Here is a 19,267-nt window from a genome sequence, read left to right on the forward strand (position 1 = left end):
CCCTATCCGGCTAACAGGCTAAGGATCGATTCGATGTCTTCTTGAACGCGGAACAAGTACATCTGCATCGCGCCAAAGATGATCGGACTAAATACGAAGAGCAGCAGTACGCCGAAACCGACTCTTAGTGGCATCCCGACCGAGAACAGATTCAGCGAGGGAGCGGCGCGATTAAGAAACGCGAGAACCAACGTGACCATCATCAGCATCACCAATACCGGGGCGATGATCAGCAGGCCGTAATCATCGGAGTTGCTGAACGCGGCGATGATCGCTTCGGTGGGCAACGTCATCATTCCGACGCGAGTCAGCACATAATGAAATGAAAAATGAAGTGTCAGGATGATGAAGTGGTGCAGATTGAGTGCAAAGAAGACCAAGATGGAAAACGATTCGAAAACTCGGGAAACAAGCGTGGAAGAATCTTGACTGCTGGGATCACTGATCGACGCTAGCGACAAACCAAGTTCCTGGGCGATGTACGAGCCGGCGATTTTTGCCGGCCAAAAGAACAGTCCCAGTAGCAGGCTCAGCAGCATTCCCGTGAAGACTTCCTTCACGAGCAAAAATGTGAAAATCCAACCGCCGATATCGGTTAGTTCCGTCGCCGGGATAACCGACTTGGCATCCGCCAACCAGAAAATCGATAGCGACGCAGCCAAACCCACTTTGACCTGAGCGGGAAGTTGTCGTTTGGTAAACAGCGGAAAGAATGCAACAAAGACCGACACACGCGCCATCACCAACAGGAATAGGGCGATATCGTCAGTCATCGGATTAGATCAACCATCTGCGTGATCATGCCGGCCGTATAGTTTTGCAAAGTCTGCAGGTACCACGTCGCGAGAAACATTAAGACGAATACAACTGCGATGATTCGTGGGGCAAACGAAAGCGTTTGCTCTTGAATGCTGGTAACCGTCTGACCGATGCTGATCAGCAGCCCAACGATCAGACTGACCGCGACGACAGGGGTGGTCAGCAGCAAAGCCAACGCAAAAAATTCACGCCCGATAAAGACAGCGTCTTCAATTTCCATGACAGGTCCCGTCCGTGGTGCTTGTCCGAAGTATTGGTGACCGAAGTCACAGGCTTAGCTATTTTCCTAACGCATCGATCAATTGGTCAACAAGAACAGGGTCGTTCATCGCGGCCAGAATCTTCGACTTCTGACGATCAGGCATTTTCTGCAGCAGTGATGCCGCGAAACTGATTTTTCCACTGTTGGCAAATTCACGTAGGTAGTTCGCGGCCTGTTCTGGGGCAAGGTTCGAAAACCAACTCTTAACGTCATTGACGCGATCATCAACTTCCGGTGCGGCGTCTTTGGTCGAAGTCGCTGCTTTTGCTTGAGCTTTTTCGATCGCCGCTTTTTGTTCGTCCAGTGACGCGAGTGAACCGGCGACTTCGTTCTTGAGTTGTTCGAGCACGGCAATTTTCGTTTCAATCCCGTCGCTGAATGCCTTGAGTTCGTCCTGCTCGGTGGACAGGTCATCGAACATCAGCTTGACTCGCATTTCGTCACGTTTCACTTTCTGCTCGCGTTCTGCAAGTTCCTGTTCCATCCGCTTGATCGAGTCGCTCATCTGAAGAACGGCTTCGACCGAAACGTTGGCGTCGGGCCGAAAAGAAACCGGCATCGGGTCACCGGTATCCTCGGCAACCATTTCAACGTCATCCGGTGTCGGTTCGGTCAATTCACTTGGATCCTCTGGCGGTTCGGCCGGATCGGATTTCAAGAACATGTGAGTTGCCCCGGCGGACAACCCAAAAATGATGACGCATGTCAGCATCGCAGCGATGATCGCTTTCATCGTTTACCCCTCTGCAAAATCTCGGATGGCGTTTTCGTCAGCCAGCGTGAATTGTTCCGCCTGTTGTTCCGTCTTGACCGCCAGTTGTAGCTGGTCGACCAGGATCTCCAGGCCTCGCACTCGAGTGCGTTGTCCGAGGACTTCGGATTGCAATTCGTCGCGTTGTTGCTGAAGTTCTTGTTTGTGTGATTGTTGTTGCTGAATTGATTCGTCCAGGCCTTCAATCCAAACGTGTGTCTGAGTCAATTGTTCAAGGCTAGGGTGCCGACTTGCGAGCATGGTTTCGTGGTCACGCTGCCGAATCAGTTGTTTGATTTGTTCGACACAGGACTGGATCTGCGTGTCGATTTGATTGCGTTTGCCGATCAACGCATTGAGCCGGTTTTCTTCGACACTGCAAATGCGCCGCGTGCGTTTCAGACGCTGCTGCACGCTCATGCCGCTGGCCTCGCGATCATCTGATTCAGTCGAGCCAATTCGGCGGTGGTCCGCTGAAGGTCGCTCGGTTCATTCATCCCCTGTCGCAAGAATCGAATCACCTCGGGATGAACTTCGATCGCTCGATCGGACTCCGGCATCGATCCTTTTTGATAAGCGCCGATTTGAATCAAGTCTTCGACTTCGGAGTATTTGGCCAGTACACGGCGGACGGCGCCTGCGTAGTCGCGATGATCGGGTGTGGTGACTTCTCCGAACAGTCGGCTAGCACTGGAGAGTACATTGATTGCGGGATAGTGGTTTTGGTGGGCAAGTTTGCGATCGAGCACGATATGACCGTCCAAGATCGATCGAGCCGCATCGGCGACCGGTTCATTCATGTCATCGCCATCGACCAGAATCGTCAGCAACCCCGTAATCACGCCGCGATCGCTGGTCCCAAGTTGTTCCAGCAAACGGGCCATCTTTTGAAACACACTGGGCGTATAACCGCGCGAGGTAGGTGGCTCACCAAGTAATAGTCCCAATTCGCGCTGGGCATGCGCCAACCGGGTCAGCGAATCCAACATGAACAAGACGTTCATGCCTTGCATGCGGAACCAGTTGGCAATTGCGACCGCCGATTCACTGGCCCGAATTCGGGCCAACGGTGGTTGATCGGATGTCGAAACGATGACGATCGAACGTTTCAACCCTTCTGGTCCGAGCGTATCTTCGATAAACGGTCGAACTTCACGACCACGTTCGCCGATCATCGCGACGACGTTGATGTCACAAAGGGCATGCTTGGCGATCTCACCCAGCAGGGTGCTTTTGCCAACACCGCTACCGGCGAACAGTCCCACACGTTGACCTTGCCCCATCGTCAGCATCCCATCGATGGATCGAATGCCGGTGACAAACGGTTTACGAATCAGTGGTCGCGTCAACGGATCGGGCGATTCAAAATGTAAGTCGGCGAACTCTTCGCAATGAATCGGACCGCGCGAATCGATCGGATTTCCTAACGCGTCAATGACTCGCCCTAGAAGCTCTTGGCCGACCGGGATCTCCAATCGACGTCGGGTCGACACGACCACATTCCCACGCTGAAAATTAACTCCGGCGCTATACGGCATCAATTGGGCTTTGTCATCAGTGAATCCGATGACTTCGGCGAGTACACGTTGGTTGTTCGAAGTCAGGATCTCGACCATTTCGCCGACCGCGGCGTCGATCGTCGCGCACATGCGGCCTTCGACACTTTGCAGTCGCCCGGTCGTCCGGATCCATTCATTCGGTGAAAGCAGCGAGGTACTCACCGATCACCTCCCGCTTGCTGGCGTAGTCGCAAGCTGGCCGCATCCAAGTAAGCGTCAAGCGATGCGAGTAATCCCTTGCCGTCGATTTCTACCCGGCAGTCACCGGCCGCAACGGTCGCGTCGGGAACGATTTCGACGGCGTCGTTTTGTGCAATCAGATCATTCTCGGCAAGCGATTTGATCACCGAGGGATGGACAAAGATTGTCGCATCTTTTGATTCTTGCAGTTCACCGAGCAAGGTTTCGGTGAAATGCTTGACGCGTTTGTCTAGCAGTTCGTTTTCTTCGCCTAGAGCTTCGCGAGCGATCTGGCATGCCGTCGCAATCAGCTTGTTTGTCATCGTTGCAAACTGTTGCTGACGGTCTTCGCGGATGGTTTCGATAGCCGCGGTGACGGCGTTGATCGCCTCGGCGAGTTCTGCTTTACCGTTGTCAACCGACGTCGTCGTTTGTTGCGTGACGCGTCCGTGTGAAGTCGAGACGTTGGCGAGGTTGTTCGGAAATGGAATCTGAATGACGGCCATTTTTAATCGATGCTTACCTCCCCGGCTTCGCACAGTGTGCCCAAGGTCTTGGCGACGGCGCTTCGTGCTTCTTCGATTTCCTCTGCGGGGGCGTTAGCTTTGAACTCGATTTCTTCTTGCAACGCTTCTTTGGCTCGTTTGGACATGTTCGACAGAACTTTCTCCAACAATTCCGGTTCGACGTCCTGAAGTGCAAGGACCAGTTGATCGGTTTGGCATTGGCCAAGCAACTTCTGCATGTCTCGGTCGCTCAAACGGTTCAAATCGTCGAAACGATAGAGCAAATTGCGCACTGACTCGGAAAGCGCCTTGTCGCGTTTTTGCAATTCATCCAACATCGGGCCACGCAGGGATCTTGGGAGAGACCGCATCATGTTGGCCATCTTTTGCGACGATTCGACTTCGATCTCGCGTTCTTCAACGCTGAGTGCCAATTCGAGCGTCTTTGCAAAGATCCGCTGTTGGATCATCAAGGTGACTTTTGAGGGGCGAGCGAGTTCCAGGAAGACCTTGGGGCGAATCAGTTCGGGTAGAAACTCGAGTGTCTTCGCCGCATGTTCGTTGGCAAGCTTACGAAGTACGATTGCGGCCGCAGTCGGATGCTCGTCCTTGAGCGCATGGGCGACTTGATAGGGGTGCATCTGATTCAGGTCGCGAATCACATCGCCAGTGAGGCGGGGTTTTTCAAACTTTTTGATCGGTTCGAGTTCGACGTCGAACGTTTCCTCGGCGATTTGAAAAATTCGTGGCCCATCCTCATCATCGTCCTCACCGTCGGCCGCCTGCGGTTGGTTCTGCAGCGCCATTCGAAAGTAGTTTTCGAAGTCCTCGACGACCAAGTCGATCTCGTCTTGCTCGGGAGGATACTCACGAAAATCTTCGAGGGCTTGGTCGACCTCGGCGCGCGCCGAAGCGGGGATGCCCTCACGGGCCATCTGTGTCGCTTCGTCACCCATCAGGTACAGCAGAAGCGCCAGGCGTTCTTGTCGCGTTAGCATTGTTTTCATCGCGGCAACCTCGCTCCGCTAATTAAGCGGCGTTCTGCTTTCCAGAATCTTTTGCCCCATCGGCGCCCGACCATGCTTTGACGACCTGTGCGAACACTTCCGGATTCTCTTTGATCAATCGCGACAGCTCGCCAACACTTTCGCTGCTACCGGCGCCGATTTGCCCCTCCCCACGCATCCCGCGAGGATTGCTGCTTGGCCCAAACTTTCGCAGCAACATTAGACCTAGCACAAAGGCCAAAAGCGCGGCAATTGCAAGCGATGCCTTTTCGACAATTGAGGTAATCTTCGTCCAGTCAAACGAACTGACCGGTTCAGCCGGAGTGAGCAGTGGCTCCGAAAACGGAACGACGTTGACCGAGATCGTGTCCGTTTCATCGCGAAAGCCAACGGCGTTCTTCACCGTCTCGTTGACCATTTCAGCAAGATTGGGCATCAGCGATCCATCTTCGAGTTTGATGGTGTCGGCTTCCGAATTGACCAGCACGCTCACCGAGAGCAAGTTGCGGATCGGAGTCGAGTTTGCGGAGGTTTCTTCGGTAATTGGCACAAGATAGGTAGTCTTGATGTTCTCGGTCGTACTCTCCATGCCACTTTTGGTGTTGGTCCCAGCGGTGGCGTTTAGATTCGATGCGACTCCGGCGGCGCCGACCGGTGCCGGCTGAACGTTTTTGGTCGTTTCAGAGATCAAGTCTTCCTGGCTGGGCACCGCCCCTTCACGATCATAGCTCGTGATCTTCTTGGAACCCTGGGTGAACGTCATGTCCAGGCTGACTTGCACGCTGGCGTTGCCGTAGCCGAGGAACTTGAGGAGCTGTGCCTCTGCTTTCTGTGCTAGCTTTCGTTCGGCCTGGGCGATGTATTCAACTTGGCTCGCGATTTGACCTGTTTCTTCGTCCGGAATCGTGTAGCTACGTCCGTCCAGGTCTGTGATTTGAACGCCTTCGGGAGACAGATCCTCGACCGCATAGGCGACGAATGAGGCGATCGAGGACGCTTGCTGGTCGGTCAATTGGCTTCCGTCGCGCAGTGTCAATAAAACGCTGGCCGAGGGTGCCGACGTCTCGCGTTCGAACGGGCCTTTGTCGGGAACGTTCAGATGGACATCGGCGTGCTCGACGATCGCGATTTTTTCGATTGTGGCCGCGAGGCTCCTTTGTTTTTGGACGCGGGCTTGGATGGCGCGTTCTTTCGGACTGCTGAGCGCGCTACCGAACATTGTTCCGGTTTCCTCGCTCGTACCGGCGACACCGTTCGATCGAGCGAGCAAACGAGCTTTCGCGAAATCACGTTTGTCGACCAGCAGGTTTCCGCCGGCGCCGGAGAGTTGATAGGCGATGCCGGCCTTATCGAGTGCGTCGATCACACGGTCCATTTTGTCACTGTCCTCCTGGCTTACGAGGGTGACAAAATTCGGCTGGACGGACCAGTAGCCGACGCCACCGATGGTGACGGCGCAGAGGACGGCCAAAAGCAGAATTCCCACGCGAGCGGCGGGAGAACTCTGGTGCCAAATGGACAACAGTGAGTCGATGTAGGGTTGGATGACGTTCAAGGTTCGTCAGTTCGTGTTCGCGTGGGGAGGAACAGTCTGGATGGTGAAGACGTCAAATAGCCGTCGGGCAGCGTCCGTCTTTGGCATTGGCTCGGTTGATTTCAGTTCTACCGTGGCAAATCCGCGGTCGAAGTTGAAAGCAATCGGTTGCGAAGCACTAGAACTGCATCCGCATCAGTTCGTCGTACGATTCGATGATTTGATTTCGGACTTCCATGAAGACTTGGAAGGACATTTCTGCTTTCACGACTTCCATCACGACCTGTTGGACGTCTTCGGTTTTTCCGCTGACGAGGCTATCGATCGCCTGCTCACTGCGGAGTTGGTCGTCGTTGGCCTGGGCCATGAGGTCGAGAAAGATGTTGCGATCGCCGCCCTGTTCGGAAGGCGGCGTGGCGTTAATCGCCTGAGCGGGTTTGCTAAAGCCCGGTGACTGAACATTGACCGATGCGACAGGTGGCAAAGCAGACATCACTGGCCTCCTTGAAGAAGCGTTAGGGTTTGTTCGACCATTTCTTTAAACACACTGATGGCTTTGGTATTCGCTTCGTAGGAGCGACTGGCGGTGATCAAGTCCACCATTTCTTCGGGGATCTTGACGTTGGACAAACGCACGAACCCTTCCGCGTCGGCGTGCGGGTGGGACGGGTTGTAAATCGTGGGAAAGTCGGTGCCATCGGGTTGCACTCCCACGACCTGAACGCCATGCATGGACGCGGCGGACTTAGGGTCCTCTGTCGGATCCGCTCCGGCGGCAAAGACGACCGCTTGGCGGCGATAGGGATCGCCGTTCTCGGTCATCGTGGTCGAGGCGTTGGCGAGGTTGTTCGCCGTGACTTCCATCCGGAAGCGTTCGGCGGCTAAGCCGGAAGCCGCAATATCGATCGTAGGAAAGTTGACCATGTCGGGAAATCCTTAACCTGAAATGGCACGTCTCATCGTGGTGATTCTGGACGCAAGCAACTGAGAGTAAGTCTGAAATGCGAGCGCATTTTTCTTCAGTTGTGCGACCTCCTGTTCCAAGTTCACGTTGTTGCCGTCAAGACGTTCTGTCAGTCCTTCGGGCAATTCGACGGGAAGTTCTGGGTCTCGATCGGTGACGTTCTCTTGCGAGGCCGCCTGCGACTGTTCGAGCATCTTTTGAAAGTCAAGCCGCTTGGTCTGATAGCCCGGCGTGTTGACGTTCGCGATGTTTTGGCTGACGACGCGATGGTTCTTCTCGGTCGCATCAACGGCGGAGCCAAGTAAATCGATTTGGTAAAATATTCCGTTCATGCCAGTTGTATCGGCTTGAGGAACTGTGACCATTAAGGACAACTTTCCGTCAAATCATGTGAAACGCCGTGTTTGAGCGATGTTGGCGTGAGGGTGTTCCCTCAATTGCCTCATCACGGCCTTCCTTCACAGGGATCTTTTAGTCGATCCCTATCGATGAACTAAGAATCGAAAGAGGGCTCGTTGCGAGAGCGAATGCGGACCGGCGACGGTGATCGCGTTCACCTTCCATTACTCTGGCAACATCGTGGATCCGCACGGGTGGGTGCGTTTCTTGTCGGCCCTTGATCTTAGATTTGATCGAACCCAATTCCACGGTTGCGGCTGGCCGCAAGAAACGATTCTGACATTATGGACATAGCGACAATCATTGGATTGATCCTCGGCGGGGGATTGATCCTGACAGCGATTGCACTCGGGGGCGGAGGTCTCACTCCGTTTATTGATGTCCCCAGCGGGATGATCGTGTTCGGCGGGGCGATCGCCGCGTCACTGATCAACTTTCCCTTGAAGATGAATCTGGGGGCGTTTTCGGTCATCCTGAAAACGTTCATGTTCAAGTTGCCTTCGCCACAAGACACGATCGGTCAATTCAAAAAGTTTGCCGAAGTCGTGCGAAAGGATGGGCTGCTGGCGCTCGAAGAACAAGCCGCCGCGGTTACCGACGACTACATGAAGCGTGGATTAGAATCGCTGATCAGTGGTGTGGCGGCGGAGGATGTCGCGCGATCGCTTGAGATTGAATTGTCTTACATCGAACAACGCCACGTTGCCGGTAAGAAAATTGTCGATTCCGCCGGAGCGGCCGCTCCCGCTTTCGGAATGATCGGGACCCTCATCGGTTTGGTTCAGATGCTTCGGTCGCTCGATGATCCCAGCCAGATCGGTGGCGGTATGGCAGTCGCGTTGTTAACGACACTCTATGGAGCGTTGGTTGCAAACGTTGTCTGTATTCCCTTGGCCGGAAAGTTGGAAGCACGTAATCAAGAAGAATCCATGATCCGCGAATTGATGATTTGCGGGATCACGCTTTTAGGCGAAGGCGAGAGCCCGCGTGTTGTCGAAGAGAAACTGCTCAGCTTCCTTTCTCCGAAAACGCGAAAATCAATCGTAAAGGCATAGTCTGATGCCCAAGGATGCACCCGCCGATCCGCCGGAAGATATCCCCGCGTGGTTCATGACATACAGCGACGTGATCACGCTGTTGATGACGTTCTTTATCTTGCTGTTGACCTTTGCGACCACCGAGCCGGAACGGTTCGAAAAGGTCACCGTGAGCGTATTCGGTCGTGCAGGTGCCACGGGGGTTGCCGGTCACAAACATGACAAGCTCGACCGCGATTCCTGGACGACAAGGATTCGCCCCCGTGCCGCTCGAATCGCGTTGCAAGGAAGCGAAATGCCGCCGATCGAAAAGGAAATGGCAAGTGCCGCGGTCGGTAAAGGTCTCGAAGGGCTTTCCGAAGAAGAGTCCAAACGTGATGTGATGAAGACGTTTGCGTTTGAGTTACCGATCAAGAAAATGGTCGGCTCGGATATGAAGGTGAATCGACAAGGCGCACAAGCGGCCGCGAAGCTTTCTGCGCAATTGCGATCGCTCAGCATTCATTGCGTCTTGGAAGTCTCCGATCCAAAACTTCAGGATCGTGTGTGCGCTTTCGCCGACTATCTCTATCACGTGGAGAAAGCCCGACCGGGACAAATCGGCACTGCCCTCACTGAGAAGGTTACGACCGACATGGTGCGGATCGTCATCGAGCAATACGAGAGTGGCCGATGAGCAAACGAAAGAAGCTTGAGCCCAGTGTTCCGAGCAAGGCCTATCTCGTTTCCTTTGGTGACACGATGACGGCACTGCTTGCGTTCTTCATCGTTCTCAACTCGCTGGCAAAAGAACAGACCGGCGCGAACATGTATTCTGGAACGGGGTCGTTCGTCAATGCGTTCACCAGTGCGGGAACACCGGGGAAAATGTCCGGTGATCGATCTTCAGAGATGATCCAACAAGAGTCTCAAAAGCCGTTGTACGCGCTTCAGGAAAACTTGCACAAGAATGAAAAGCAAGAGGACGTTGGTCCGGATGAGAGCAACAACCATGAACGAGTCATCGATCGTGACCGGGAGCAGTTTCAGAAGTTTTTGAAAGAACTCGAGGAGCAACTTGATTTACGGACCTTGCCGCAGATCGAAGATCAAGTTGTCTTTGACTCCTTTCAACCGCCGGACCCAAAGACCGGTAAAATCAGCCGTCACGCGACGCAGCTAATTTCCGAAACCTTGTCAAAAATGCGTGATGAAAACATGGTGATGGAGATCGTCGTTTGGGCGGACATGCCAAAGGCCTCAGCACTGAAACGGACTTTGGAGAAGTCAACCAAACTACGAAACGAAGTCGAGTCGTCCTTTTGGATGAACCAATCGACCCGTTCTCGCATCAAATACCGCGTGAAGCCCTGGTTGTTCGCCGATGCGAAACGCCCACAGATGTCGATCATCCTGGGACGCCAAGCGTCGCCGGCTGCTCCGTAGCGAAGCAACCTCTTTGCGACATCATCCTTCGTCGCCGATACGAATCTTAATTATGAATCGATCGGCGCGCTAAACGTGCTGCCACGTTTGAGTTGATGACCTCGTAGCCATTGCTCACCGCTCATTTGGTTCTTCCCCGCCGGACGGATTTCGTCGAGTCGCAAAAGTCCGTCTCCGCAGCAAACGATCAATTCCTGATCGCCGGTGACTTGTCCCGGTTGAAGTTCCGCGACATCTCCTTCGACCGGACTGACTCGCAGGACGGCGATCCGTTGAGGCGGTTTACCTTGGCGAAGTTGGATCTCGGTGTAAGCAATCGGCCAGGGCTGCATCCCACGGACGTGGCAGTCAATCTTGCTGCGATCCCATCCCCAATCGATGTGTGCTTCACGTTTGTGCAGACGCGGTGCTCGGGTCACCTTTGTGGCATCTTGGGTTTCTCCGATCGCAGTTTCTCCGTCCCAATGCCGCAGGGTTTCGATCGAATCGACAACCAGGTCGACCCCAAGGCTCGAAAGGCGTTCTTCGAGTTCTCCCGACGTTTCATCAGGTTGAATCTCAGTCGTCGCTTTGGCGAGAATCGGACCTCCGTCAAGACGTGGCGTCATGTGAATCACGCTCACTCCCGTTATGGGGTCTCCACTGAGCAGCGCCCGTTGAACAGGTGCCGCCCCGCGATACGCCGGTAGCAGCGAACCATGCAGGTTGATGCCGCCCAGTCGCGCGCTCTCGAGTGCCGCCGGTTTAAGTATGTGACCGTAGTCGCAGACGACGAGTAGATCCGGTGACCACAGTTGAAGCTGTTCGACGGCCGCATCTTCGTTGATCGAAACTGGATCGAAGATTGGCAACGAATGCTCGTTCGCCCAGGTGCGCACGGGGGCCGGAGGAGGACCTTTCCGGCTTTTTACCGGCGGTTCTGGTTTCGTCACCACGGCGATGATTGTGTCTTCGGATCGACGGAGGGCTTCAAAGCTGGGGACCGCAAAGGGACCAGTGCCCATGACAATGATTTTTAAAGCGATGGGACCATTCCTTGTTCAAGAATCGCGTTGCGGGAATCGCGAGCGATCACCCGACGGCTGATGAAGTCGGTTCGACCGTTAGCAGTACTTTTCGGTCCACTGATTGAGGCGTTCGACAAGCTCTTCATCAGGAGGGATCGCGCCGGCAGATTGCTTTGATCGAAAATCGGTTTCAAATTCATCAAGTTCCGGCTGGATTTCTTGGACCGCTTGCTCATTCATGCGATCGAAAAACATTGTCCCATCGAGATGATCGATTTCGTGCAAAAAGACTCGCGCCAAAAAGCCTTCGACGGTAGCATCGATTGACTTGCCGGAAATGTCGAAGGCGCTGATTCGAATCGATTTCGGCCGAATGACCTCGCCGTTGACGCCGGGCAGACTGAGGCAACCTTCGACAGAGCTGGCGTTGCCCTTCGGACGCTGAACTTCGGGATTGAGGATGACGAATTCCTCGCCCTCCCCACGTTGGCCGGTCGGGTTGGCTACGAACATTCGCAACGGTAGGTCCACCTGGTTTGCCGCCAATCCGACGCCGCCGCTTTCATACATTAAATCCAGCATCTCCTGGGCGATCTGCTTCAGTTCGGCATCGACTTTGCGAATCGGCTTGCTGACATAGCGGAGCGTTGGATGCGGATAATGAATGACTTCAAGCGGCATGGCTGACTGAATCGGAAGGAGGGGACAATTCGAGATCGACTATCATGACGGATTTTGGTGTTTTTGTCATTCCACCTAACCCAACAAGCGTTCGCGGTAGATTTGCGAAGTGGTAACCCGTCGCGGCTGTCGAAAGTGGTGCGCCCCCTCGACATCGCAAGGAGCTTTTGCCACCATCGTCGATGGCCCGCGTAAACGCAGCGTTTTCCGCGTTGTTTGGCGAGCTTTGACGCAAAATTCTGTCCCGATTGATTTCTCCTGTCCCGACTTTGCGAGTTGAATTTGTCGATGCGACTGTCACCAAATCAGAATGCGATCGGGGTGATCGAACGCCTCGCCGCCGATCCGGTCAGCGGCGTGACGGTGCGGGAGATCGGTGACGCAAACGTCTACGACTTCGGTGTCAAAGTGGACGGGACGCTTGCCGGGGGACTTGCGTTGGCCGAAATCTGTTTGGGCGGATTAGGCCGTGTCTCGCTCGTTCCATGTGACGGGCAGCGATTTGTATCGGCTAACAGCATCTATGTTCAGACCGACGCTCCATTGGTGGCGTGTCTCGGATGTCAATACGCCGGATGGCCGGTTCAGGCGGACGACTATTTTGCGATGGGCAGTGGTCCGGCCCGCTTGCATCGTGGTCGTGAAGCGATGCTGCAAAAGTATGACCTCGGGGATTCGGAATCGAAGTCTGCCGTGGTCGTGCTTGAGGCGGAATCGTTTCCGACCGAATCGACGATCGCGCTGATCGCCGAACAGTGTGGCGTCCAGGCAAAGCAATTGAGAGTGTGTATCGCGCCGAGTACGTCGATCGCCGGATCGGCCCAAGTCGTCGCCCGTAGCATCGAAACCGCGTTGCACAAAATCGATGAACTGGGTTTTGATGTCCGTCGTATTGTTAGCGGAACCGGCTGCGCCCCGTTGCCTCCGCCGGCAAAGCGAGGCGATATGATCGGCGGTATCGGCCGGACGAACGATGCGATGCTCTATGGCGCCGAAGTCACGCTGTATGTCAATTGTGATGACGAAGCGGTCGAATCGATCTACGAAAAAATCCCTAGTTGTTCGTCTTCCGACTACGGGCGTCCGTTCGCGAAAATCTTCGCGGACTATGATCACGATTTCTACAAAGTCGACCCGATGTTGTTCAGTCCCGCGGTGGTGACGGTATGTAATTTGAAAAGCGGACGGACGTTCCGGGCGGGAAAGTTTCTGACTGACGTTCTACGTGAGTCATTCTTATCATGACGGTTGAACCGAAACGTTCCGCGTCAACAGTGGGCGCGGCGCGTTTCTTGATGTTGGGGCCATCGGAAGGCTGGCATGCCGAACAGCTACGCGCTGCTTGCCGTCGTCACGGTTGCCGAGTCGATGCGGCGGGATATGAATCGTTGGCTTCGATCACCGCAACGCCCCATTCGACGGGATCCTTTTCTGGGAACTCGATCGCCGATCGGCCGGTGACGACCCGGCATCGATGCGACGCGGGGCCGATCGAACAATACGATGGCATCTTGACGCGTACGATGCCTGCGGCGTCGATGGAACGGTTGACATATCGTTTGGCGGTGCTTCACGGGATCGCCGATCGGATTGAAGGTCGCCCCATTGCGATGGTCAATCCGCCGCGCGGTCTGGAATGGGCGATCGACAAGTTTGCCACTTCGATGCGTCTTGCGGCGGCGGGCTATCCGGTACCTGATACGGAGGTGGTTCAAGATCGAAGCGAAGCGCTCGACGCATTCGATCGCCTAGGATCCGACTGTATTGTCAAGCCGATTTTTGGCGGCGAAGGGCGCGGGGTGATGCGTGTGTCGGATCGCGAACTGGCATGGACCTGTTTTTCCAGCCTTGAACAACTTCAGGCGACTATCTTAATCCAGCGGTTTGTCTCACCGGGTGGACGCGATACAAGACTGTTAGTGATCGGTGATCGTGTGTTGGGGTTTCGGCGGATTAACGAGAGATCATTTCGAACGAACTTAAAAACAGGATCAAGCTGCGAACGCGTCGACGTCGATCCGGCGCATGTCGAAGCGGCTCGTTCGATCACACGCCGCTTTGGATTGCAATTTGCGTCGGTCGACATCATCGACAACGATCATGGCCCACCGTTATTCTTGGAAGTCAACGCGATCCCGGGTTGGAAAGGCGCGCAATCGGTGTGCGACGATTCGATCGCTGATCTGGTCATTGATCGTCTTCGGCAACTTTGCAGAAATGGTCAACTTTCCATCAACAACGGATCGTGATTCGAAACGATCGTTCGTCAACTTCGAAAGACTTATCAATGCCAAGCCAAGTTCGAGATGGAAATGTTGCGTCGCGATTGGAAGTCGTCGCGTCGCTAGCTCCCGGAGCGATCGCGATTGCGGAACCGAGCGGGCCGCCGACCAAAGATGGGACACGCAGTTATTCGTTGACTACGTTTGACAACTTAGACAAGGAAAGCGACGCGATAGCGGCAGGTTTGGTGCGGTGGGGACTGAGACCGGGAATGCGCGTGGCCATGTTGGTGCCCTTCGGTGCCCGATTTATCGGCTTGGTGTTCGCGCTCCTAAAGTCCGGCGTAACGGTCATCTTGATTGATCCAGGAATCGGCCGAAAGCACTTGGTGCGTTGCCTTTCCGATGCCAAGCCCGATGGGTTTGTTGGGATCCCCAAGGCGATGGCGATTCGCACCTTGCTGGGCCGAAAATTTCCGGCGGCAAAATGGAATGTCACCGTTGGGAGACGGCTATTCTGGGGCGGTAAAACACTTGATCAAATTAAAACGCTTGGTCAGTCAATCCCCCAGGATCGACGAAAGGAGTCTCTTCCGCGTGTCGAGCGGGCGGATCCTGCGGCGATCATTTTTACGACCGGTAGTACCGGACCGCCGAAGGGAGTGCTTTACACGCACGGAACATTTCATGCCCAAATTGATCGGATCCGTGAACGTTACGACATTCATCGCGGGTCGCGTGATCTCGCATGCTTTCCACTTTTTGGATTGTTCGACGCCGTCATGGGAGTCACGACGATCATCCCCGATATGGATCCGACTCGGCCTGCCGAGGTCAATCCGCAACGTTTGATAGAAGCTGCCGAGCAATGGGAGGTTGATCAATCATTCGGTTCGCCGGCACTTTGGAACACCGTCATTCGGTGGTGTGAAAGTCGCGGCATTGACAATCCATTTCCGACGATGCGTCGTATCTTGTCAGCCGGCGCTCCCGTCCCGGCATCGACGATGGCCCGGCTACGGCGCTTACTTGACGAGGAAGCCGAAATCTACACGCCATACGGTGCGACCGAAGCGTTGCCACTTGCGTCTATTGAGTCACGGCAGATTATTGGTGAAACCGGTCCGGCCTCGACTCGGGGGAAAGGCGTTTGTGTCGGGACCCGGTTCGATGATGTGCAATGGAAGGTGATCAAGGTTCACGACGGGCCGATCGAGTCAATTGATCAGATCGAGGAACTACCGCAAGGTAAGATCGGCGAGTTAATGGTGACCGGGCCAATGGTCACCCGTGAATACGTGGTCCGAGCCGATCAAAACGCGTTACATAAAGTCGCCGACGGTGGCACCGTTTGGCATCGCATGGGCGACGTGGGGTACTTGGATCGAGAGGATCGGTTTTGGTTTTGTGGTCGCAAAGCCCATCGTGTGACCAACGACAAGAAAACGTGGTACACGGTGCCCTGCGAAGCGATCTTTAATGCACATCCCAATGTCTATCGATCCGCACTCGTCGGACGCGGCGAACCCGGTCGTCAAACCCCCGTCATTTTGGTCGAACCGATCCCCGAAGCGAAGCCGAAGACGGATGCGGAGAAACAGCGTTTGCGTGAAGAGTTGCTAACCTTGGCGTCGTTGAATCCGCTCACCGTACGAATCACTGAAGTGATCATTCGAGACCAACCTTTGCCAACAGACATCCGTCATAACAGCAAGATTTTTCGCGAACGATTGGCCGAAGAGCTTAACGGGGGAGCAAGCTGATCGTCGATCCTGTCTCTATCCCGCGGTGCGAACGTCGCGTTGTGTGATCGGTCCTTATCGAGCACTCAATTCTTTCACCGCATCGACCAAGGCAATCGCGTTATCGACTGGCGTTTCCTTAAAGACGCCGTGCCCTAGGTTAAAGATATGACCGTCCAAATCAGAAACGCTGCGAAGAAGATCCCCGGTTCGTGATCGGATCACGTCCGGCTCGGCTAGTAGAACGGCGGGGTCCAAATTTCCTTGGACGCTCTTATCGTGACCGATACGATCCCAAGCACGGCGGAGCGGAATTCGCCAATCGACGCCGACCACTGTTCTGCGATCGCCTCGCAACAACGGCAGTAATTCCGGGTTCCCGGTGGCAAAGTTGATCAGCGGAACGCCGGGTGCGATGCCACTGATAATCTTGTCCATCCAAGGTAAGACAAACTCGGCATATTCGTTCGGCGACAGGCAGCCGGCCCAGCTATCAAACAACTGCACGCATTGTGCACCGGCGGCGATCTGATGATTTAGATACACCGTAATCGCTTCAGACAGCGTCGCCATCAGCTCGCCCCAGGCTCCACCGGAGTGGGAACCGATCGAACGGTACATGAGCTTCTTTGTATTGGTGTAAACCTTGCTACCGCCACCCTCGATCGCGTAGCTGGCGAGCGTGAATGGCGAACCGGAAAACCCGATCACGGGCAGATGCTCGGGCAGGTCTTGTCGAGTTTGGCGAACGGTCTCATAAACAAACCCCAAGGACTGTGGGTCGTCCAATCGCTTTAGTCGAGCTAGGTCGGCTTCTTCGCGAATGGGGTTGTGGATGACCGGTCCGTCACCGGCGACGAATTCGAGGTCAAACCCAAGCGGTTCAAGTAGTGGCAGCAAATCTGAAAAGATGATCGCGGCATCGACACCCAGTCGATCCACGGCGGTGCACATCACTTCGCTGCATAGTTTGGGGTTGTAGCAAAGTTCCAAGAAGCTTTGGTTTGCTCGGACCTCTCGGTACTCGGCCATGTAACGTCCGGCTTGTCGCATCAGCCAAGCGGGGGTACGTTCGGTCGGTTCGCCGCGACATGCTTTCATAAACAGGCTGTCGACCGAGGGGTGTTTCTGTGATGCGTCTTCGTTTTCGATCGCAACATTTCGTGAAATTTGGATCGCCGCATCCGATTCACGCCAGCGACGCTTTTGGGTGACCATCGACGATGATTGCCGAGCCGATTCGACAACAAGGTGCCCCATCTTGGGATGAGACGGCTCCATGTCCGCGTGCAGTTCGCACTCGTTAAGCATTTGGGTGGTGGTCGGCCCGATCGAAGCGATCGCGGTGCCATAGAGTCCGCGGCGGAGTTGATCCGATACGCCCATTTGCTCCGCCATTCGCATCATGTTGACGATTTGGTGGGCACTGGTCAGCAGCAAGAGATCACGTTTGCCTTCGGAAAGGGCGATGATGTTCTCGCGAAGTGCGTCGGTTTGTTCAGGAAATTCCCACCCATAAACGCGTAGCGGTTCGACGATCGCCCCACGGGCTTCCAGCCCTGCGACCAAGGAAGCGTTCGAGATCCCGTATTCCTGAAGTCCGATGACTTGATTTGCGATCGAAACCTTTTCGTGGTCGATGTACTGCAAGATTTCCCGCCATGTGTTCGGTTCCCCGACACGGTGTGTTGGTTTGATGCCTAGTTCTCGCATCGCGGCGACCGGCTTGGGGCCACGGCAGATCGTGGTGATATCCGAAAGTGAATCGAGAAATCGTTGCGTGTCGACGTGTTTTTCGATCGCACGCAACAGGAAGCGAAAGCCAACGCCGGTCATCAGGATGACCACGTTGATCTCTCCCGTCATGACGCGATACGCAAAGTCGATCGCCGGGCGGTTGGGCTCGATCGGCACCTCACGCATCGAAGGGCTGACATGTGCCACGCCACCGTATCGCTCGATCAGCCGTTGCATTTCACTCGCACGGCGACTTTCGAGCGAAGCGACATGAAGGCCGGAAAAGTCAGCATCAACGGACATGGGCAATTTGGCAAGGAAGGGATGGGGGAAGTGGATTTGCCGACTTGGCAAACTGGGGCTGGCAGTGTCATGATGCCGTTCGGGCAATCACGAATTCGATGCCAAGTGAATCAGCGGCATTGTAGACGTTTGCGCCTAGGTTACGATTACCCTTTCGATCCGTCGATCCGCTGTTTCTGGTCGATTATTCCAGTTCTGGTCGATCATTCCAGGAATTCGATTTGGATCAAGGCACTCAATACCGCCCGATCTCGATTTCTGATGCCCCGCAGTCCGCTCCGTTCACCGAAACCGTCCATCGATTTGTCGCAACATCTAATGCTGATGCGCGAGCAATCGCCTCATCACCCCGCCGCGGAGGAGACAGTGGCGGAGGTGCCTGCAGAGCTGAGCAGCCCGGTGCTGTTTGAGAATGATTGGCCGTTGGAGCTTGAAATCGGCAGTGGGAAAGGATTGTTTCTAGCCACCGCGTCACAGGCAACGCCGGGGCACAATTTCGTCGGCATCGAAATCGTCCATAAATATGCCAAGCACACCGCGGCGCGGCTTTCTAAGGCGGACTGCGAGAACGCAAAAATCATTTCGGGCGATGCGGGCCCCATTTTACGGGACCGGATCGCACCGGGGTCGCTAGAAGCGGTCCACGTTTATTTTCCCGATCCCTGGTGGAAAAAGCGGCACCGAAAGCGACGGGTGGTTAACGAGACGAGTGTCAAGCATTTCCTCACGGCGTTGCGTCCCGGGGGACGTTTTCACTTTTGGACCGATGTGCTGGACTATTTCGAATCGACCGTCGAAATGATCGCCGCCGTGGCCCCCGAATTCGGTGTTCCAATTCCCGAGCAAAAGAAACAGTCAACGCACGACTTGGACTACCGAACGCATTTCGAACGCCGCAGTCGACAGAATCAGATCCCGGTTTATCGAGTTCGGTACGAAAAACGCGGTTAACGCTGTCTCGCCGGAACCAAGTCCCGGTAGCGGGCCGCCGCGGTGTGTCGATCAAGGCGTCTTTCCAGGGGCCCCAGAAGCGTACGTTCAAAGCGTCTGCGCCGGCACGTTGATCCATTTGAATTGCGATTCGGTATGATAGGATGCGTTTGATTCTTATCGACCGAATCATTTGCGGGGA

Annotated in this window: 21 protein-coding genes; 7 read left to right on the forward strand and 14 right to left on the reverse strand. The window is 54.9% G+C overall.

Annotated features, from left to right (window positions below):
* Positions 1 to 2 precede the first annotated feature (2 nt).
* The 11 genes from FYC48_RS19825 to flgB form a co-directional block, all read right to left on the reverse strand.
* Positions 3 to 773 (reverse strand): flagellar biosynthetic protein FliR, encoded by a 771-nt coding sequence (locus tag FYC48_RS19825; protein WP_149498529.1) that lies wholly within the window; start codon positions 771 to 773, stop codon positions 3 to 5.
* Entirely contained in the window at positions 770 to 1,039 is a 270-nt protein-coding gene (locus tag FYC48_RS19830) for a flagellar biosynthetic protein FliQ (RefSeq protein ID WP_149498530.1), read from the reverse strand. The genes FYC48_RS19825 and FYC48_RS19830 overlap by 4 nt, the downstream gene beginning before the upstream one ends.
* A 58-nt stretch (positions 1,040 to 1,097) precedes the next feature.
* The gene (locus FYC48_RS19835) at positions 1,098 to 1,814 is read right to left on the reverse strand and encodes a MotE family protein (protein WP_149498531.1); all 717 of its coding nucleotides are present in this window, start codon (positions 1,812 to 1,814) and stop codon (positions 1,098 to 1,100) included.
* Between the two features lie 3 nt (positions 1,815 to 1,817).
* Entirely contained in the window at positions 1,818 to 2,252 is a 435-nt protein-coding gene (locus FYC48_RS19840; RefSeq protein WP_149498532.1) for a flagellar FliJ family protein, read from the reverse strand.
* A complete protein-coding gene (locus tag FYC48_RS19845) occupies positions 2,249 to 3,553 on the reverse strand; it encodes a FliI/YscN family ATPase (protein ID WP_200836651.1) in 1,305 nt (434 codons plus the stop codon). The genes FYC48_RS19840 and FYC48_RS19845 overlap by 4 nt, the downstream gene beginning before the upstream one ends.
* Entirely contained in the window at positions 3,550 to 4,077 is a 528-nt protein-coding gene (locus FYC48_RS19850; protein ID WP_149498533.1) for a FliH/SctL family protein, read from the reverse strand. The genes FYC48_RS19845 and FYC48_RS19850 overlap by 4 nt, the downstream gene beginning before the upstream one ends.
* 2 nt (positions 4,078 to 4,079) lie before the next feature.
* The gene (locus FYC48_RS19855; protein ID WP_149498534.1) at positions 4,080 to 5,084 is read right to left on the reverse strand and encodes a FliG C-terminal domain-containing protein; all 1,005 of its coding nucleotides are present in this window, start codon (positions 5,082 to 5,084) and stop codon (positions 4,080 to 4,082) included.
* A gap of 22 nt (positions 5,085 to 5,106) precedes the next feature.
* Complete coding sequence (fliF, locus tag FYC48_RS19860) at positions 5,107 to 6,639, reverse strand: flagellar basal-body MS-ring/collar protein FliF (RefSeq protein WP_149498535.1); 1,533 nt, start codon at positions 6,637 to 6,639, stop codon at positions 5,107 to 5,109.
* Between the two features lie 157 nt (positions 6,640 to 6,796).
* Entirely contained in the window at positions 6,797 to 7,111 is a 315-nt protein-coding gene (fliE, locus tag FYC48_RS19865; protein ID WP_149498536.1) for a flagellar hook-basal body complex protein FliE, read from the reverse strand.
* Positions 7,111 to 7,542 (reverse strand): flagellar basal body rod protein FlgC, encoded by a 432-nt coding sequence (flgC, locus tag FYC48_RS19870; RefSeq protein ID WP_149498537.1) that lies wholly within the window; start codon positions 7,540 to 7,542, stop codon positions 7,111 to 7,113. Before flgC ends, fliE begins: the two co-directional genes overlap by 1 nt.
* A 12-nt stretch (positions 7,543 to 7,554) precedes the next feature.
* Entirely contained in the window at positions 7,555 to 7,914 is a 360-nt protein-coding gene (gene flgB, locus FYC48_RS19875) for a flagellar basal body rod protein FlgB (RefSeq protein WP_160149644.1), read from the reverse strand.
* Between the two features lie 351 nt (positions 7,915 to 8,265).
* Here flgB and FYC48_RS19880 point away from each other — a divergent pair, with 351 nt between their 5' ends.
* Genes FYC48_RS19880 through FYC48_RS19890 form a run of 3 tightly spaced genes read left to right on the forward strand, consistent with a single transcriptional unit; the run spans position 8,266 to position 10,443 of the window.
* Positions 8,266 to 9,036, forward strand: coding sequence for a motility protein A (locus tag FYC48_RS19880; protein WP_149498539.1), 771 nt, complete (start codon positions 8,266 to 8,268; stop codon positions 9,034 to 9,036).
* A gap of 4 nt (positions 9,037 to 9,040) precedes the next feature.
* Positions 9,041 to 9,694 carry a flagellar motor protein MotB gene (locus FYC48_RS19885; protein WP_149498540.1) on the forward strand — a complete coding sequence of 218 codons (654 nt, stop codon included), beginning with the start codon at positions 9,041 to 9,043 and terminating at the stop codon, positions 9,692 to 9,694.
* Positions 9,691 to 10,443, forward strand: coding sequence for a flagellar motor protein MotB (locus tag FYC48_RS19890; RefSeq protein WP_149498541.1), 753 nt, complete (start codon positions 9,691 to 9,693; stop codon positions 10,441 to 10,443). Before FYC48_RS19885 ends, FYC48_RS19890 begins: the two co-directional genes overlap by 4 nt.
* 50 nt (positions 10,444 to 10,493) lie before the next feature.
* On the opposite strand, the gene fmt is transcribed toward FYC48_RS19890, so the two are convergent.
* Both fmt and def read right to left on the reverse strand, forming a co-directional pair.
* Positions 10,494 to 11,468: a methionyl-tRNA formyltransferase gene (fmt, locus tag FYC48_RS19895; protein WP_261345081.1), complete on the reverse strand. Its 975-nt coding sequence runs from the start codon at positions 11,466 to 11,468 to the stop codon at positions 10,494 to 10,496.
* Positions 11,469 to 11,546: 78 nt separating this feature from the next.
* Positions 11,547 to 12,131: a peptide deformylase gene (gene def, locus FYC48_RS19900; RefSeq protein WP_149498543.1), complete on the reverse strand. Its 585-nt coding sequence runs from the start codon at positions 12,129 to 12,131 to the stop codon at positions 11,547 to 11,549.
* 288 nt (positions 12,132 to 12,419) lie between these two features.
* On the opposite strand from def, the gene mch reads away from it, so the two are divergent.
* Genes mch through FYC48_RS19915 form a run of 3 tightly spaced genes read left to right on the forward strand, consistent with a single transcriptional unit; the run spans position 12,420 to position 16,116 of the window.
* Complete coding sequence (gene mch, locus FYC48_RS19905; RefSeq protein WP_149498544.1) at positions 12,420 to 13,376, forward strand: methenyltetrahydromethanopterin cyclohydrolase; 957 nt, start codon at positions 12,420 to 12,422, stop codon at positions 13,374 to 13,376.
* The gene (locus tag FYC48_RS19910; RefSeq protein ID WP_149498545.1) at positions 13,373 to 14,380 is read left to right on the forward strand and encodes an ATP-grasp domain-containing protein; all 1,008 of its coding nucleotides are present in this window, start codon (positions 13,373 to 13,375) and stop codon (positions 14,378 to 14,380) included. Before mch ends, FYC48_RS19910 begins: the two co-directional genes overlap by 4 nt.
* A gap of 38 nt (positions 14,381 to 14,418) precedes the next feature.
* On the forward strand, positions 14,419 to 16,116 hold the full coding sequence (locus FYC48_RS19915) for a fatty acid CoA ligase family protein (protein WP_149498546.1): 1,698 nt from the start codon (positions 14,419 to 14,421) through the stop codon (positions 16,114 to 16,116).
* A gap of 54 nt (positions 16,117 to 16,170) precedes the next feature.
* Here the strand turns inward: FYC48_RS19915 and hemE are convergent, their stop codons facing one another.
* Positions 16,171 to 18,135 carry a uroporphyrinogen decarboxylase gene (gene hemE, locus FYC48_RS19920; RefSeq protein ID WP_149498547.1) on the reverse strand — a complete coding sequence of 655 codons (1,965 nt, stop codon included), beginning with the start codon at positions 18,133 to 18,135 and terminating at the stop codon, positions 16,171 to 16,173.
* Between hemE and trmB the strand changes: the two genes are divergently transcribed.
* Positions 18,103 to 19,086, forward strand: coding sequence for a tRNA (guanosine(46)-N7)-methyltransferase TrmB (gene trmB, locus FYC48_RS19925; RefSeq protein WP_235034340.1), 984 nt, complete (start codon positions 18,103 to 18,105; stop codon positions 19,084 to 19,086). The genes hemE and trmB overlap by 33 nt on opposite strands.
* The last annotated feature ends 181 nt before the right edge of the window (positions 19,087 to 19,267 follow it).

It is taken from the genome of Roseiconus lacunae, from assembly GCF_008312935.1.
GTDB lineage: Bacteria > Planctomycetota > Planctomycetia > Pirellulales > Pirellulaceae > Stieleria > Stieleria lacunae.